The following is an 18,603-nucleotide window of genomic DNA, read 5'->3' on the forward strand; positions in this document are numbered from 1 at the left end:
TACGGCGCTCAAAAGCGTCAATTAAATGTTACACATCAAACCAACCCACAACCGTTTATCAGTTTTTTGACACTCCGCCGATATGCGGACGCAACTTTTTCACTTACTCCGGTCATAACTCCGTGGTCGCTGATGGAATATTGGCAGATACCGAGGTTCTTAACCTGATACGGAGATAAGTCCATGATTTTCAACGTACAAAATTTTGGCGCCAAAGGAGATGGCGTCACTGACGACACGGCGGCCATTCAAAGTGCAATTGATGCGGCAGCTGCCGCGGGCGGAGGCCAGGTGTACATGCCGACGGGCACTTACATCGTGTCAGGGGGCGAGGAACCCTCCGACGGCTGCCTGATGCTCAAGAGCAACGTTTACCTGTACGGCGACGGCATGGGCGACACCACGGTGAAATTGGTCGATGGCTCCGATGCCAAGATCACCGGCATCATCCGCTCAGCCTATGGCGAAGAAACCCATGATTTCGGGGTCAGCAACCTCACCATCGACGGCAACCGCGACGCCACCACCGGCAAGGTGGACGGCTGGTTCAACGGGTATATCCCCGGCGAAGAAGGCTACGACTCAAACGTCACCCTCGACAGCGTCGAGATCAAGGATTGCTCCGGGTATGGCTTCGACCCCCACGAGCAAACCGTCAACATGGTCATCAAGAACAGCGTGTCCCACGGCAACGGCCTGGATGGATTTGTCGCCGACTTCCTCAGCGACAGCACCTTCGAAAACAACGTTGCCTACGACAACGACCGCCACGGTTTCAACGTTGTCACCAGTACCCACGATTTCACCATGACCAACAACGTCGCTTACAACAACGGCGGCAACGGCATCGTGGTGCAGCGCGGCAGTGAAGACATCCCCTCCCCCAGCAACATCACCATCACCGGTGGCGAGATGTACGGCAACGGCGCTGAAGGCGTGCTGATCAAGCTGTCCAGCGACGTAACCGTGACCGGGGTCGACATCCATGACAACAACGGCGCCGGTGTCCGCATCTATGGCAGCAACCATGTCGAGGTACTGGACAACACGCTGAACAACAACGCGCTGGGCAGCGCGGTGCCGGAAGTGATCATCCAGTCCTACGACGATACGCTCGGGGTGTCCGGCAAGTACTTCAACGGCAGCGACAACCTGATCCAGGGCAACATCATCAGCGGCAGCAACCTGTCCACCTACGGCGTCGCCGAGCGCAACGAAGACGGCACCGATCGCAACGCCATCATCGCCAACACCATCAGCCACACCAGCAAGGGCGCCACGCTGGTCTATGGCGATGGCAGCTACGTCAGCGCCACGGTGCCGATGACCACCGTGCAGGGCACGGCCGGCAACGACACACTCACCGGCACCAGCGCCAGCGAGATCTTCTTTGGGGCGGCGGGCAACGACACCATCAACGGCGCGGCCGGAAGCGACATTCTGGTGGGCGGCGCGGGCGTCGACAAACTCACCGGCGGCACGGGCGCCGATACATTCCGTTTCACCAGCCAGTCCGACAGCTACCGCAACGCAACGGCGAGCTTCGACGACACCATCACCGACTTCGACGTGACCCAGGACAAGATCGACCTCGCCGATCTCGGCTTCACCGGCCTGGGCAATGGCCGTGGCGGCACCCTGCAGGTCAGCTACAACGCCAGCAGCAACCGCACCTACATCAAGGACTACGACGCCGATGCCAGCGGCAATCGCTTCGAGCTGATTCTCTCAGGCAACCTGGCGAGTACTTTGACGGCAGATAATTTCATCTTCAACCGGGTGATCACCGGCACCACCGGCAGCGACTCGTTGCAGGGCAGCGATGCGGCGGACACCCTGCTCGGCCTGGCGGGCAACGACAGCCTCAGTGGTGGCGCGGGCGCCGACAAGCTCGACGGCGGCGCAGGCATGGACACCCTCACCGGTGGCGCCGGGGCAGACACCTTTGTGTTCGCCAACCGACTCGACAGCTACCGCAACTACAACACCGGCGGCGCGAATCTGGGTGACCTGATCACCGACTTCGACATCGCCGCCGACAAGATCGACCTTTCCGCCATGGGCTTCACCGGCCTTGGCGACGGCAAGAACAACACCGTCTACCTGGTGCTCAACAGCGCCGGCACCAAGACCTACATCAAGTCCTTGGAGGCAGACGCCAACGGCAATCGGTTCGAGGTAGCGCTGGACGGCAATTACCTCAATAAGCTGACCAATGCCAATTTCGTCTTCGCCACGTCCTCGCCCACCAACCAGGCGCCGGTGGTAGCCACGCCATTGCTGGATCAGAACGCAACCGAAAAGACACCTTTCAATTATGTGGTCCCGGCCACCAGCTTCAACGATCCGGACAATGACAGCCTCAGCTACACCGCCAAGCTGGCCGACGGCAGCGCCCTGCCCAGCTGGCTGACGTTCGATGCCGCCACGCGCACCTTCAGCGGCACGCCTCCCGACACGGCGTCGGGCACTTACTCGATCCAGGTCACCGCAACCGATGGCAGCAACGCCACCGTCAGCGACAGCTTTACCCTGGCCGTGCAAGACGTGCCCTCGTCCGTGGTGATCAACGGCACGCCGAACAACGACACCTTGACCGGCACCGTCGCCAACGAGCAAATTTTCGGCGGTGCGGGCAACGACACCCTCAATGGCGCCGCCGGCAACGATGTCCTGGTGGGCGGCACCGGCGTGGACAAACTGACCGGTGGTACGGGCGCCGACGTATTCCGCTATACGTCCAAGCTCGACAGCTACCGCACCAGTTCCACCAGCGCCAGTGACCAGATCCTCGATTTCGACGTGGCCGCCGACAAGATCGACGTCGCGGCTCTCGGTTATACGGGCCTGGGCAACGGGCTCAATGGCACGCTGCAAGTCACTTACAGTGCATCGACCAACCGCACCTACCTCAAGGACCTCACGGTCGATGCCAACGGCAACCGCTTCGAAATCTCGATGGCCGGCAACCTGGTCAGCAGCCTGACCGCCAATCATTTTGTCTTTGCCGACCAGAACACTCCGACGAACGTCGCGCCGGTGGTGGTCATCCCCCTTCTGGACCAGAACGCCAGCGAAAGCACGCCGTTCAAATACACCGTGGCCAGCAACAGCTTCAGCGACGCCAACCAGGATGTGCTGACCTACACCGCGACCCTCGCCAACGGCAACGCCCTGCCTTCGTGGCTGACGTTCAACGCCGCCAACCTGACGTTCAGCGGCACGCCCACCACCACCGCCGCTGGTAACTACGACGTGCTGGTCAAGGCCACCGACCCCTCAGGCGCCTCGGTCAGCGACAACTTCGCCCTGGTGGTCGCCGATGCGCCGGCCAACACCATTACCGGTACCGCCAACGCCGAAAGCCTCAACGGCACGGCAGGCGCCGACCTGATCCTCGGCCTCGGCGGCAACGACACCATAAAGGCCGGCACCGGCGCGGACATCATCGACGGCGGCGCCGGACGCGACTCGTTGTATGGCGGCGACGGCGCCGACACGTTCCGCTACAACAACCTGGCCGACAGCTACCGGGATTACGACACCGGCGGCGTGACCGCCACGGATACGATCTATGACTTCACCGTTGGCGTGGACAAGATCGACGTCTCCGGGCTGGGCTTCCTTGGTCTGGGCGACGGCAACAACGGCACGCTCTACATGACCCTGAACGCGGCGGGCGACAAGACCTACGTCAAATCCAGCCAGGCCGACGCCGATGGCAATCGCTTCGAAATCGCCCTGAACGGCAACTACCTCAACACCCTCACCGCCGACGATTTCGTCTTTGGCGAACGCGCCCAGCAAGACATCCTCTACCTGCCGACTCTTGGCCAATCCAACGCACGCCTGCTGCGCATGAGCGAAGACGACGATCAATCCGGCACCTCAATGCTGGTCAACGATCTGAGCAAGTACACCACCTACGACGTACGCAGCCAGTTCGACGATGCCGATGGCAACGGCATCGACATCGCCGTCGGCGGCAGCACGGTCAACGGCTTGTCGACGCTGGGCGCCGAGGAGCTGAAGTTGTGCTGGTGGCTGACCGATACCAATCAACCGGGGCCGGCGCTGTTGCGCGCCGTGACGTTGCTGCGTGACCAGCTCACCGAACTGAAGTCCATCGATAACGTGACCATGGGCATCATCTGGGGCCAAGGCGAAGAAGCCGCCCAGGAAATCGCCCGCTCCACGGACAAGGCGGCAGCAGCGGCAGCCTACAAAGCGGCGACATTGAAGGTATTCGATTACCTGCACAGCCAATTCGGCAACTTCAACGTGTACATCATGGAGACCGGGCACTACGAGCAGGACGCCGCGCGCGCCCGTGGTTACCCGGAGGATAAGATCGCCGACATCGTCGAGGGTGTGGGTTACGTTCGCGCCGTCCAGGAAGCCATCGCCGCCGAGCGTGCCGATGTGAAACTGGCGGTGGACCCCAACGACCTGCCCTTGCGTTATGAAGTGGACCCGCTGGTCTATCCCGACGACGTCTGGCACCTGCACGAGGAATCAGCGGAAATCGTCGGCCAGCGCCTGGCCGACTACATCGCCGATGACCTCGGTTTCCAGGGCAACCCCAACGACAACAACAGCGTGCAGGACATTTTCGACGGCGCGCAGAATGAGGGCGGGATGATTTCCGGCACCGACCAGGACGATACGCTGGTGGGCAGCTCGGGCAACGATACTCTGAACGGCGACCTGGGCGCCGACACGTTGACCGGTGGCGATGGCAACGATATCTACGTCGTCGACAACGCGTTCGACAGCGTCGTGGAAACCAACACCTCGACCGCGCAGATCGATACGGTACAGGCTTCGGTCAGTTGGACACTGGGCGCCAACCTGGAAAACCTGGTGCTGACCGGCGTTTCGGACATCGACGGCACCGGTAACGATCGGCGGAATTTCATCACCGGTAACGTCGCCAGCAACGTGCTCAATGGCGCTGCGGGAGCCGACAGCATGAGCGGTGGCGACGGCGACGATACCTACTACGTCGACAATGCCAGCGATACCGTCATCGAGAAAAGCAGCAATCCGGTGACCGGCGGTATCGACAGCGTCCACAGTAGCCTCGCCGCCTACACCTTGGGCGCCAACGTGGAGAACCTCTACGTCGACAGCCCCGGCGTCGCCAACGGGACGGGTAACGCGCTGGCCAACACCTTGTTCGCCGGTGCCGGCGACAACATCCTCGACGGGCGTGATGGTAACGACACCGTGTCCTACGACCGAGCCCTGGCCGGGGTCACCGTGAACCTCTCGACCTCTGCCCAGCAAAACACCGTGGGCTCCGGGCTGGACACCTTGAAGTTCATCGAAAACCTGACCGGTAGCGCCTACGCCGACACATTGTCGGGCAACAGCGCTGGAAACATCCTCGACGGCGGTGCCGGCAACGACACCCTGGTGGGCGGCTCGGGCGATGATCGGCTGATTGGCGGCGCGGGCACCGATAACCTCACCGGCGGCACCGGCGCGGACACCTATGCGTTTGGCGCGTTGTCGGACATGGGCGTCGGGGCGGCACGGGACGTGATCAACGGCTTCAAGAGCACGGAGATGGACAAGCTGGACTTCACCGGCCTGGACGCCAACCCGCTGACCGCCAACCTCGATGCGTTCACCTTCATTGGCAGCAACGCCTTTGACACCACCAACGCCACCGGCCAATTGCGCTTTGTCGACGGCATCCTCTACGGCAGCGTCGACTCCGACGCCACCGCCGAGTTCGAACTCTCTCTGGTGGGCGTCAAGGAGCTGCATGCCAGCGACTTCACTGCCTGATTGAGCTTATAGGGGCTGCTTTGCAGCCCTTGTACTCTCCTGCTTTGTGGCGAGGGAGCTTGCTCCCGCTGGGCCGCGTAGCGGCCCTAAAAAGGCAAGACGGAATTTGCCTGACACACCGCAGTAATTTGCTTTGGGACCGCTTCGCGGCCCAGCGGGAGCAAGCTCCCTCGCCACCACAGCGCCACGACTTCAGAACAGACTTTGCACCTGCTCCAGCACCGCACGGTTCATCTGGCCGGTGTGGGTGTGCAGGCTTACGTAGCTTTGGAGCATGTCGAGCTTGGTGTCGAGCAGGTCCCGGCGCGCCTGGAACAGCCGTTGCTGGGCGTCGAGGATGTCGACCGTCGAGCGCACGCCGCCCTGGAAGCCTTTTTCCGTCGACGTCAGCGCGCGCTGATTGGACTCCACCGCCCGTAGCATGGCCCTGCTCTTGGCGAACCCCGCCACCACGCCCAGGTAATCGGTCTCGATGGACTCAGCCAGCTCCTGACGCTGCACGTCATAGTCGGACTGGGCGCCGGCCAGTTGTGCCTCGGCCTTGGCCACCGAAGCGCGCACCGCACCGCCGCGATACAAGGGGATGTCCAGCTGCACACCGACGTAATAGGTGTCCTGGCGCGGGTCGAGCTCTTGGTACTGGCGGGTTTCCCGGCGCGTCAACTGCGTGGTCAACGACAACGTCGGGTAATGCCCGGCGCGCTGGCTGTCGGCCTGGGCCTCGGCGACTTTCACCGCCGCCAGCCGCGCGGCCAGTTCGGGGCTGGCCTCGCGGGCGATTGCCGTCCAGTACGGCAAATCCTGCTCCGGCGGGATGGGGCTGCCGGCAGGCAATTCTTCGCGCATCGGCTGGATGTCCTCGATGGGCACGCTCGCCCGCCCCGACAGTGCCCGCAGCGCGGCCACGCGACGGGCCTGGGCTTCGGTTTCCTGGGCCTCCACCAGATCGAGCCGGGCCTGGGCCTCGTCGATATCGGTGATTGCCCCCTGGCCGCCTTCATAGAGCTTTTTGCTTTGGATGACCAAGCCACGAATGGCGGTCTTCTGCTGGGCGATCAACTTCAATTCATTCTCGGCCCGGGCCACATCGAAATAGCCCTTGGCGACCCGGTCGAACAAGGCTTGGCCGGCCACGTCGAATTGTTGGCTACCGAGCACGCCGCGGGCCTTGCCTTCTTGATAAGCCGCCCAGCGCCCCTTGTCATACAGCGGCTGTTGCGCCGCCAGCGTCACGCTGTTCGCCTGGTAGTCGTTGCTGTTCACATAACTGCTGTCGTCGCCGCCATCGGTACGCCCGCCATACCCATACCGCGAGGACAGCGAGACCTGCGGATAAAGCCCGCCACGCCCAATCGCTTCTTCCTGCCGGGACGCGTCGTAGGCGTGGGTCGCGGTCTGCAAGGTCGGGTCATTGAGCCGCGAGGCATCGTAGGCGGCAGTCAGGCTCAGCCCGCCCTCCGCCGCCCAGGCGGGGCCGATCACCGCCCAACTGGTGTACAGGCTCAACAGCACACGGACGCCGTAACGGCAACGGTCGGTCATGCTCATTCCTCTTTGAAGGCAGCCAGCAAGCGTTCGCGCAAAGGTTTCATCAGGTAGTTCATCAAGGTGCGCTCACCGGTCACGACGGTGACGTCGGCGAGCATGCCGGGACGCACCAGCAAACCGGCGCCTTGCAGCGCGACGACTGTCTCGGCGGGAATTTCTACCTTGGCGGAGAAGTACGGCTGGTGGGTCTGCTGGTCGATCAGTTGGTCCGCCGACACGGTGGTGACCGTGCCGGTCACAGTCGGCGTATCCACCCGCTGCAGGGCGGTGAAATGCACATGCACCGGCAATCCGGGGGTGAGCTTGTTGGCCATCAACGGATCGAACCGCGCGGTGATCGCCATCGGTGCGTCCAACGGCACCACTTGCATCAACGTTTGCCCGGCCTGGGCGACGCCGCCCACGGTGTGGATCGACATGTCCATGACCTGGCCCGCCACCGGCGCGCGGATGGCACCGTTATCGACTTCGAACTGCAAGGCGCGGATCTGATCGGCATAGGCCGCGGCTTCGGCCGAAACCTCGCTGAGCTGGGTTTCGGCATCGCGGCGAAACTCCTGCTGCGCCTGCAAGGCCTTGAGGCGACTTTCGTTGATCGCCTGGCGCGTGCGCCCGACGTCGCCGATGCCCGAAGCGATCTGTCCGGCCAGTTGCGCCGCGTTTCGCTCGGCCTCGAAAAGTTTGTTGCGCGGCACGTAGCCTTCCCGGGCGAGCTCGCGCAAACCTTCGAGTTCCTGTTGCTGGAAGCGCATTTGCGCATCGTAGTTGCGCTTGACCCCTTCGTAGCCCTGCAGCTGTTGCTGCAAGGCGCCGATTTCATGCTCGATGATCTTCAGGCGGCTGCCCAGTTCGGCACGCCGGGTCATGAACAGCTGACTCTGCAGGGCCATGGCCGCCTTGACACGCGGCTCATCGGCGCGCTCCAGCAATTGTTGCGGCCATTGGATTTCATCGGCGCCCAGGCGCTCGGCCATCAACCGCGCCTCGATGCTGCGGTCGTTGAGCAGCTTGCCCAGGGTCACGTCCAACTGCGATTGCGCCTGCACCGTGTTGAGCTGCACCAGCAACTGCCCCTGGCTGACACGATCGCCATCACTGACCAACAATTTTTCCACCACGCCCCCCACCAGCGACTGCACCGCTTTGCGCTCCCCCGCCACTACCACGGTGCCGCTGCCCACCACGCCCTGGTCGAGTGGCGCCAGGCAGGCCCAAAGCAGAAAGCCGCCAAGGGTCAGGGCCAGGAAAACCACGCCGTAGCGCGCCGCGCCGCCCGCATCGGTGCTCGCGGTGGGCAATGTGTCGCTGCTGAGCACGCTCAGGCCATGCTCGCCGTGGGCCGGTGTGGCCGATTTCAAATCACGCATCCTTGCCTGCCTCCCGCACAGCGGCCGGCCGCGGCCCCGGCATCAGCGCCTTGAGCACCCGGTCCCGAGGGCCGAACGCTTGTTGAGTGCCGTCCTTCAACACGAGGATGTGATCGACCACCGCCAGCACGTTGGGCCGATGGGTGATCAACACCACGGTGCTGCCGGCGGCCTTGAGCACGCCGATGGCCTGCACCAGCGCCAATTCCCCGGCTTCATCGAGGTTGGAGTTGGGCTCGTCGAGCACGATCACGGACGGGCTGCCATACAGCGCGCGCGCCAGGCCCAGGCGTTGCTTCTGACCGCCAGACAGGCCAAGCCCGCCAGGGCCCAACGGTGTGTCGTAGCCCTTGGGAAACCTGAGAATCATTTCGTGAATGCCCGCTTGACGGCTGGCGGCGATGATTTTGTCGGCGTCCTGCTCGCCGAAACGGGCGATGTTGTCGGCGACGCTGCCATCGAACAGTTCGATGTCCTGGGGCAGATAGCCCAGGTATGGCCCCAGCGCGTCATGGGACCACTGGCTGATCTCGGCATCGTCCAGGCGCACCGATCCGCCCATGGCCGGCCACACGCCAACCAACGCGCGAGCCAGAGTCGATTTGCCGCTGGCACTGGGACCAACCACCGCGAGCACCTCGCCCTTGCCGAGGCTGAAATTGATGCCCCGCAGAATCGGCTGTGATGCCCCGGGCGGTCCGACGTACAACTGCTCCAGGCGCAGCGCGCCGGTGGGCGGTGGCAGCGGCATGCGCAAGCGATCGCGTGGATGTTGCGCGAGCAGTTGGCTCAGGCGCTGGTAACTCTGGCGGCCGCTGTTGAATTGCTTCCACGAGCCGATGGCGATTTCCACCGGAGCCAGGGCACGTCCCAGCAGCAGCGACATGGCGATCATCATCCCTGCCGAGAGCTGCCCCTCCAGCACCAGCAGCGCGCCCAATCCCAAAGCGAGGGACTGACCGGAAATCCGCACGAATCGCGTCGCCGAGGTGATGCGCGCCCCGCGGTCGCTGGCGTGGGCCTGCGCGGCGATGATCCGTTGTTGCAGCAGGCTCCAGCGCTGGCGCAGCGGCCCGAGCATGCCCAGGGCCTGGATGACCTCGGCGTTGTGCAATGTGCTGTTGACGTAGACCGAGGACTGCACGCCCAGTCGATTGGCCTCTCCCAGGCGCGAACGGGTCGCCAACTCGCCCCACAGCGCCAGGCCGATCAGCAATACGGCGAGCACCAGCGTCAATACCCCGAACCAAGGGTGAAAGATGAACGCCACCAGCAGGAAGATCGGCAGCCACGGCGCATCGAGCAAGGCGATCAGGCCCTGGCCGGTAATCAGCTGTCGCAAGGTGGCAAGATCGGTGAGCACTTGTGCCGGGTTGGCGTTGTGCTCGCGCAGGCTGCGGGCAAACGCCGCATCGAAAATCCGCTCGCCCAAGGCGTCGTCCAGCCCGGCGCTCATGCGGATCATCACCTCGCCGCGCACCCACTCGATCAACGCACTGAACATGAACAGCCCAAGGGCGATCAAGGTGAGCATGACCAGGGTGGTTTCGTTGCGACTGGTCAGGACCCGGTCGTAGACCTGCATCATGTAGAGCGACGGCACCAGCACCAGCAGATTGATCACGCCGCTGAACAAGGCCAGGGACCAGAATACACGGCGATAACTTAACAAAGCGGCATCAATGTCATGCCGTGGATCGAGAAAAAAACCCATAGAGTGTCAACCCGCAAAAGGAAATAACGGTCCCCGCGAAATCCATGCGAGTCTTTGCCCCGAAGGCGTCAAAAAAAGGGCGTCATGTAGCTGACATTGTCGCTATATGAGCCGAACGTCGGCCCTACGGCGGCCAAGTACTGACAACGTAGTCGCAGGTTAGTGCCAGAGGGGAAGCGGGATTTTTGCGGGGGATAGAGCAAAACGGCGGCGGTTCGGGATCGGGCTTTGCTGTGGCAGCGAGCTTGCTCGCGATGTTGGTGGGCCAGTCGCATCGATTTGACCGCCTTACGGCCATCGCGAGCAAGCTCGCTCCCAAAGGTTTGGCGCGTTAGGCAGGTTCTGCGCCGAGGGTTTCAGCCATCCGCACCAGGTCGGCGAACGACTTGGCGTGCATTTTCTTCATGGCATGGGCGCGATGGATTTTCACCGTAATCTCGCTCAGGTTCATCTGCCCGGCGATCTGTTTGTTCATCAGTCCCTTGGCGGCCAGGGCCATGACCTCCTTCTCGCGCGCCGTCAACGTCTGGTAACGCGTATGCAAGCCGCAAAGCTGCTGCTCGATTTCCCGCCGTTTGACGTCCGCCTCAAGCGCAGCTGACACGGCGTCCAGCAAATCCTGTTCGCGAAACGGTTTAGCCAAAAAGTCCATGGCGCCGGCCTTCATCGCCTTGACGGACATTTCAATGTCGCCGTGACCGGTAATGAAGATGATGGGAATCCTGATATTCGACGCCGCCAACTGGCGCTGGAAATCCAGCCCGCTACTGCCCTGCAACCGGACATCGAGTACCAGGCAACTGGCGCAATCGGGTTTGGGCCGCTGGAGAAACTCGGCGGTGGACGCGAATGTCTCGACGCGCATGCCGACAGAGCGCAGGAGATTGCTCAATGCACAACGTATGGACGCATCGTCGTCCAGCACGAACACAACAGGACCTTCGCTGCCCGGCTCATTGTTTTTGATATTGCCGTTCATGCACGATTCTCTCGCAGGGTGGATTGAAAAAGCCTAGCACAGCGCCTCCGACGCCGAAGTGGGCCTGACGAGGCGCAATCGGTAGCGTCACGCAACGAAAAGAGCCTTCAGTGCGGTAATCGTTGCCAGGAACTCGCGCGGCCGGTGCCAATATGCGCCGACCTGGGCACTGTAGCCCTTCCCGGTAAGGCACCAGGTGCAGAAATGTTCGCAGTTGTTGGCCAGGAGACTGTAGCGGTTTTCGCCCAACCTGGAGCGGGCCCGACGGGCCACTTCGTTGGCCGGATAGCGGGCGGGTTGTTGGATGATCCACACCGGCCTGCCACTGGCGAAATGCTCCAGATCGGTCACTTCGATGGGCCCCGCTTCCAGCGCGCCACTGAACCCCGAATAATGGGCAACGCTTCCGGCGCCCAGGTAAATCCCGTGATGGATATAGAAACGGCGCGGACTGATCAGATGCGCCCCGATGGGCACCTCACCCAAGGCGCTGATATCGACCAACCTCAGCGAATCGATCGCCAGCCCTTCGGGCCTTTTGGTGCCGTGGCGGGGTTCCAGAGTCACGCCTGCCGGCACCGGCACAACCAAACGGTAGGAGACGTTGGCCGCTACCAACGCCAGGCAGATAAGCACTATTGAACGAAGTGACGAAAATTCATCCGCCGCGATGCCTGTCAGTTTCATTGCCAGATCCTCCGCAACCCATGGCAATCACTGTATCGCTCGGGTTGGAGGGGATCATTTGTACGTGGGATTGGTTCACTGATCGATTGATATGCAGCGTGTAAACCTTGGTATTAGCGAGCAACGGGCAGCGAGAACTCAAGGACAGCCCCACGGGGCTGGTTGGCGTGCGCCTGCAAACAGCCGCCGTGGGCTTCGATGATCGATCGACAGATGGATAATCCCAGCCCAAGGCCCGAAGCCTTGGTGGTGTAGAACGATGCGAACACCCGTTCCGCGCATCCCAAGGCAAAGCCCGGCCCCGAATCGCAGACTTTCACCCACACGCAACCGGCATCGTCCAGCCCGGAACTGATCGACAAGTGCCGCTCGCTTTCATCGACGGCGCTCATGGCCTCCAATGCGTTCATGATCAGGTTGAGCAGCACCTGTTGCAGCTCCACGCGATCCCCGTCGATAGCAGGCAGCGCGTCGGCCAGGTGTGTTTGGATCGAGGCGCCACTCTTGATGATCTGGCTGCGGCTGAACTCGACCATTTCCTCGATGGCTGCGTTGATGTCCAGCGGCCCTTTCTGCGGTGGAGCCTTGCGGATGTGCTCGCGGATTCGCCCCAGCACATCGGCGGCTCGATTGGCATCGAAGACCAGATGCCCGAGAATCTGCCGGACTTCCTCGATTTCCGGCGGCTGCGCGTTGAGCCAACGCAGGGCGGCGTCGGCATTGAGGATCGTCGCGGCGATCGGCTGGTTGACCTCATGGGCGATCGAGGCGACCAACTGGCCCATCGTCGCGACTCGGTTTGCATGGGCCAGTTCGGCCTGCACTTCGCGATAGCGACGCTCGCTTTCGCGAATCTTCTCCTCGGCCTGTCGGCGCTCGGTCAGATCCAGCACAAAGGCCACGCCTTCCCGGCTGCTGGCTTCGAACATGGCCAGGCCAACGATCACCGGCAGACGGCTGCCGTCTTTCCTGAAGTATTCCTTCTCGTACGGGCAGGCTTGCCCGGTGCGCAGGGCCTTGGCCAACGAACGCTCACTCAGCTCGCGATACTCCGGCACCGTCAGGTCCCTCCAACGCAGCCGGCCGGAGGCAAGGTCTTCGCGCTCATAGCCCACCATGCGCAGGAATGCGTCGTTGGCTTCGATGATGTCGCCCTCGGCATTCCAGACCAGAATCCCGATGATGTTGGCATCGACGAGACGACGGATCTTTGCCTCCCGTTCGGCCACCTCTCGGTACAGACGAGCGTTTTCCAGGGAGATGGCCGCGCGAGACGCCACCAGATTCAGGATGGTGAGCCGGTTCGGACTGAATACATGGGCGGCAAGGCTGTTTTCCAGATACAGCACGCCCACCAGCGCGGCCTGGTTGATCAACGGCAGGCACAGGATCGACCGCACCGGACGTTTGCGAAAGTAGGGATCGGCGGCAAACGTCGCGGCGGCCGGGCCCATGGCGTCGTCGAGAAACACGCTCTCCTGGGTCCGCAGCACATGGTAAAAAATCGACTCCGGCAACAGCGCCGAACTGACCGGCTCGTCACGCAGTTGCGTCGTGGTCCCGCCGGTCGTCGCTTGCGCCGCGATCCGGTGCCCCTCGCCAGTGGACAGGATCAGCAGGCCGCGCTCAGCGCCGGCTTGCTCGATGGCCGTGGCCATCACCCGATCGATCAGCTTCTCCAGGACGATTTCTCCCGACACTGCCTGAGAGACTTTGAGCACGGTGGCGATGTCCAGGTGTTCCACCGGAGTCGCCATCGTAGTCGCCGGGCCGGGCGCGGGTTCTGTTTCGCGCAGCCACGGATACCGGGCTTCGAGCTGTCGAACCTTGCCGTCGGCTCCCCAACGCAGATAGCCGTAGCAGGCGTCCTGCATATACATGCGAGCGATTTTCCCAAGGCCACGGGCGGCGTAGAAACGTGAGGCTAGTTCGTTGGCAAGCGCCTCGACATGGACGAAGCCGCTTTGCCGGGCGAGGTTCATGGCGTGTTCGTAAAGCAGCTCGGCATCGATTGGCCGCCCTTCGACACGGGCAATCTCCGCGCCCACCAGTGCGGCGCGGCTCGCAAAGTTGTCCGGGCACTGCTGCGCCCAGGCCTGAAGCTGTCCATGGCCCTCCTTCATTGCGTCCAGATGCGCCCCTCGCTGATCCGCAGGGGCTTTGTCATAAACGGCAGCATGGGCCAGGGCACCGAAAAAGTGATATTCGGCTTCCTCGAAAAAGGACTGGCAAACCCAGAGCAACCGGCGCGCTTTTTCGGCAGCGGCCAAGGCCGCTTCTGGCTCGTCGGCCATACAGCGGGCCTGTAGCTTGCGAACCCAGTACAAGCATTCAGCCAGGACCAGGTCCGGATTGCTGGACAAATGGGATTCGGTGGTCACCTCGTCCAGTTCGTCGTCATCCAGGCGCCCGAAGATCGACGTCTGGCCGCGAAGCATCCGGATCAGCAGCAATTGCGTGACGATAAAATCCGTCACCAGCCCGAAACGCACCTTCCTCGCATAGTCCAGGCCACGCTCGGCTTCATCTTGTACCTTGGGCAGCGGTTCCCCGGCGAAGAGCAGATCCGCAGTGAGGTTGTTGCCCGCGTAAGCACCGTACGGCAGGTCCCCGATCCGGTTCGCAGCCGCAAACGAACGACGCAAGAGGTCGCGGCATTGTCCGACCGGTCTCATCCAGCGCACGGCAAAGCAAGAGAAGCACAGATAGGTGCTGGCTTCGAATCGAGTCATGCCACGGTGCTCGACAAGGTCGCAGCCCAGCTGCCCGAAACGAAACCCCACCTCATGGTCGCCGAACCGCCGGCCCGCGACCCTGAACAGATTGGCATAGAGCACACAGGACGCGTCGCAATTGCCGCGTTCCAGGCTCAAGGTGATGGCCTTGCAGATCAACAGGTCCGCCAGGTTCGCGTCACTTTGCAGTGCCGGGGCGAAGAGCTTGCTCAGCGCATTGACGGTCTCCAACGCGGTCGCGTCTTCCATCAAGGGCAGATCGATCAAATCCTCGATGGCCCTATCGCCGAGCAATGTGGCGATGCGGTCGTATTCCTGGCGCACGGCCTCGTCACTTGGCTGCGCGGCCCAGTGAATGCCGACATGCCGCAAATACGCGAGACACACCGCCACCGCGCCGTCGCTGCGATCCATCAGCAAGTACACATCCATCAACAGGCAGGCGACGCTGGCCCGTTCGCTCACCGTCACGGCGCGATTGGCCAGCGCCGTCAGCCGCTCGTCGGCAATGGCGAGCTGGCCGGTGAGGAACTCGCATTCGGCCCTGTTCAGCTCAAGGGCGAAATTCAAGCCGTGCCGATGCGTCCAACTGTCATCGCCCAGCAGCTGGGCACCATGGGCCAGGTAATTGAGTGCCGAAGCATAGGCCGTCGACGCCTTGGCCCGTTGGCCGGCGAGCAAGTTGAGCGCGGCCAGCTCCTCTCGCTCGGCCTGATCGACGAGCAACCCGGCGCCGAGGTTGAGCTGGCCCACGATGTCGAATATCGCCTCGTCCCGGCCCTCGGGAGCGGTCTGCCGGGCCAGCAGCCGGCCGATTTTCAAATGGGTCGAGGCGCGTGACTCCGGGGGGATCATCGAGTAGGCCGCTTCATGGATACGGTCGTGGACAAAACCGTAAGCACCGTCGCGGCGCTCTACCAGTTCCTGGCGGACCGCCTCCCAGAGGACCGTGCGGATTTGCGTTCTGGGGACCTCAAGGATAATCGCCAGTGCGTTCAGCCCGCAGACGTTCCCCATGCAAGCAAGCTGCTGCAAGGCCTGCTGCGTCTGGGCCGGCAGGCGCGCCAGCTTGCCGCTCATCAAGTCGACGATATTGTCGGTGTACCCCTTGGCGTGGATCCGATCCGGGTCCCACCACCACTGTCGGCTGCCATGATCGAACGCCAGCAAGTGCTCATCGGCGAGCGCCTGCAAGAACTGGATCACGAAGAACGGATTGCCCGCGGTCTTGTCCAGCACCAACTGCGCCAACGGCTCGATGCGAGCAGGCTCGTCATGCAGCGCCTCGGCGATCAATTGCTCGATATGCCCCTTGGCGAGCGGTGAGAGCATGATTTCGCTGACCTTGCCGCCGACGCTGCGCAGCGTCTTGAGTTTGCCTGACAGCGGGTGCTTCGCATCCACTTCGTTGCTGCGGTACGCACCGACCAGCAGCAGATATTGCACGTCGTCGCTGGTCAGCAGGTCTTCCAGCAGGTCGAGCGTCGCCGCGTCAAGCCATTGCAAGTCGTCGAGAAACAGCGCCAGGGGATGCTCGCGGCGGGCGAACACACCGATAAAACGGCGCAACACCAGCAGGAAACGCCGTTGCTCCTGCTGGGGATCGAGTGCCAGCACCGCAGGCGGCTCCCCGACGATCAGCCTCAGTTCAGGGATCAGGTCCGTCATCAGCCGTGCGTTGGGGTCCAGGGCCTGGCGCAATGCATCGCGCCAACCGGCCAACTCGGCATCGCTCTTGCCCAACAGCGTACGCACCAGGCTCTGAAACGCCTGGATCAGCGTCGAATAGGGAATATCGCGCCGGTACTGATCGAACTTGCCACGGGCGAACAACCCCCTTGGCGGCACGAGTACCTTGTGCAGCTCGTTGACCACGGAAGATTTACCAATCCCGGAATACCCCGTGACCAGCACGAGTTCCGGCGCGCCACGTTCAACCACCCGGTTGAACGCGCTTACCAACGCTTGGACCTCGGGCTCGCGTCCATAGAGTTTTTCGGGAATCAAAAGGCGGTCTGAGCCGCCTTGCTCGCCCAATGCAAAATCTTCGATGCGACGCCACTGCCGCCAATGCGCCAGGCACTGACGCAGGTCGTGCTCTACGCTCGCGGCCGTCTGGTAGCGTTCCTCGGCGGTCTTGGCGAGCAGCTTCATGACGATCCGCGACAGCATGTCGGGAATGGTTTGGATCCGCTCGTTGGGCGCCAGCGGCCTCTTGGCGATATGGCAATGCACCCATTCGATCGGGTCCGATGCTGTGAACGGCAGCGAGCCGGTCAACATCTGGTAGAGCGTGACGCCGAAAGAATAGAGATCACTGCGCGAGTCGATCGAGCGATTCATCCTGCCGGTCTGTTCGGGCGCCATGTAGGCCAGCGTCCCGGCAAGCGTCTCGGGGGCCTGCCGCTCGCGGGGCAAGCGTGACGTCATGCCGAACCCGGTGAGCCGGGCCTGGCCGTCGTCGCAATCCACCAGGATATGGCTGGGCTTGATGTCCTTATGGATCAGGCCACGCTCGTGAAGCTTGCCCAATGCGACGGCAATGCTCACCGCGAGCTGCAAGAAGCGGGTCGTCTCCAAAGGCGAGGTGAGCAATTGCAACAGCGGCAAACCACCCGGGTCGCTGGCGACCAGTTGCACTTGAGGACCTTCACTGATCCATTCCAGGGGCTGTACGCACCACGAAGCATCCAGCTGGTCCCTCAGGCCGAATTCATGAGCAAGACGCTCAAGGCAATCGGGCCGCGGTTGGCGGGTGGCGGGCCGCACCACCAGGACAGGTTTATCGCCGTCGGCACCTGGGCGTCGTTCCCGGCAGAAGATACGCTCGCCATCGTCCCATTGTGTTTGCATGCGGGTTTCCATCGGCACTGGAGCAAGAGGGGTTCAGTTGCATTTACCGTCGAGCTGCCATCCAGTGTCGTGCCGCAATTGCCAAGGCCAGGGTTCGGCTTCCATGGCTGCGCCGGCGACTCGACGAAAAGCGGTCATGTCGGGTTCCGGGACGGATCGTATTGCCGTCGTTTAGATTAGCGCCTCGCCTATGCCCTTCCCATATTTTTTTCAACGGCGATGACGGGCCTCGAACACAGCGGATACGGCAGTTGAATGACCACGCAGGCCGACGATGCGGCGCCAGTCTATGTGAAATCCCCCGCCAGTCATTCCTGCCCGCGTATGACTTGGGCATCCGTTGGTTTCATGCCGCCAGGGGCGCGCGCACCTTAGGTCTTAGCCGGATATACATAGGTATACTTTTGCGCCTGGACGGACCGCGTATGGTGAATTGAAAACCGGCGCTGTTACGAGCGATCCCATGGAAGACACCCCCGTGTGCAACAAGACGATCGCAGTCATCGATGACGATGAATCCGTACGCACGGCGCTCAATAGCCTGTTGCGGTCCAGCGGCCATCAGGTCCGTACGTATCGCAGCGCCAGGGAATTCCTCGATTCAGAAGCGCCCGCGCAAACCGGCTGCCTGGTTTGCGACATACAGATGCCGGGCATGAGCGGCATCGAGTTGCATCGGCACTTGCTGAAAAACAAGGTGCGTATCCCTACCCTGTTCATTACGGCGTACCCGGAACTGGCCGCCAACACGTCGGGGCTGGTGGATTGCCTGCCCAAGCCCTGCGATGCCAGAAGGTTGCTGGACTGCATCGCAAAAGCCCTCGGTCAGCCGCACTGATCAACGGGATCGGTTCCTGCTCATACTTGCGTATATCCCCGCCTATCCCACGTATGGTTTCGCTGAACCGAGGTAGAAGTGTGCCT

At 62.4% G+C, this 18,603-nt stretch carries 8 protein-coding genes; 2 read left to right on the top strand and 6 right to left on the bottom strand.

The features are described 5' to 3' along the window. Positions 1–183 precede the first annotated feature (183 nt). Positions 184–5,796: a putative Ig domain-containing protein gene (locus M1D68_RS13265; protein ID WP_457967004.1), complete on the top strand. Its 5,613-nt coding sequence runs from the start codon at positions 184–186 to the stop codon at positions 5,794–5,796. 192 nt (positions 5,797–5,988) lie between these two features. On the opposite strand, the gene M1D68_RS13270 is transcribed toward M1D68_RS13265, so the two are convergent. The 6 genes from M1D68_RS13270 to M1D68_RS13295 form a co-directional block, all read right to left on the bottom strand. Beyond that, the gene (locus M1D68_RS13270) at positions 5,989–7,338 is read right to left on the bottom strand and encodes a TolC family outer membrane protein (protein WP_420763813.1); all 1,350 of its coding nucleotides are present in this window, start codon (positions 7,336–7,338) and stop codon (positions 5,989–5,991) included. 2 nt (positions 7,339–7,340) lie between these two features. After that, positions 7,341–8,711 (bottom strand): HlyD family type I secretion periplasmic adaptor subunit, encoded by a 1,371-nt coding sequence (locus tag M1D68_RS13275; RefSeq protein ID WP_420763812.1) that lies wholly within the window; start codon positions 8,709–8,711, stop codon positions 7,341–7,343. Next, a complete protein-coding gene (locus M1D68_RS13280) occupies positions 8,704–10,425 on the bottom strand; it encodes a type I secretion system permease/ATPase (RefSeq protein WP_420763811.1) in 1,722 nt (573 codons plus the stop codon). Before M1D68_RS13280 ends, M1D68_RS13275 begins: the two co-directional genes overlap by 8 nt. Before the next feature lie 331 nt (positions 10,426–10,756). Next, a complete protein-coding gene (locus M1D68_RS13285; RefSeq protein ID WP_434559002.1) occupies positions 10,757–11,404 on the bottom strand; it encodes a response regulator transcription factor in 648 nt (215 codons plus the stop codon). 87 nt (positions 11,405–11,491) lie between these two features. Beyond that, a complete protein-coding gene (locus tag M1D68_RS13290) occupies positions 11,492–12,091 on the bottom strand; it encodes a lecithin retinol acyltransferase family protein (RefSeq protein WP_457967008.1) in 600 nt (199 codons plus the stop codon). A gap of 113 nt (positions 12,092–12,204) precedes the next feature. After that, the gene (locus M1D68_RS13295; RefSeq protein ID WP_457967010.1) at positions 12,205–17,679 is read right to left on the bottom strand and encodes a trifunctional serine/threonine-protein kinase/ATP-binding protein/sensor histidine kinase; all 5,475 of its coding nucleotides are present in this window, start codon (positions 17,677–17,679) and stop codon (positions 12,205–12,207) included. Positions 17,680–18,142: 463 nt separating this feature from the next. On the opposite strand from M1D68_RS13295, the gene M1D68_RS13300 reads away from it, so the two are divergent. Next, entirely contained in the window at positions 18,143–18,517 is a 375-nt protein-coding gene (locus M1D68_RS13300) for a response regulator transcription factor (protein WP_434559008.1), read from the top strand. Positions 18,518–18,603 lie beyond the last annotated feature (86 nt).

It is taken from the genome of Pseudomonas sp. R4-84, from assembly GCF_054130985.1.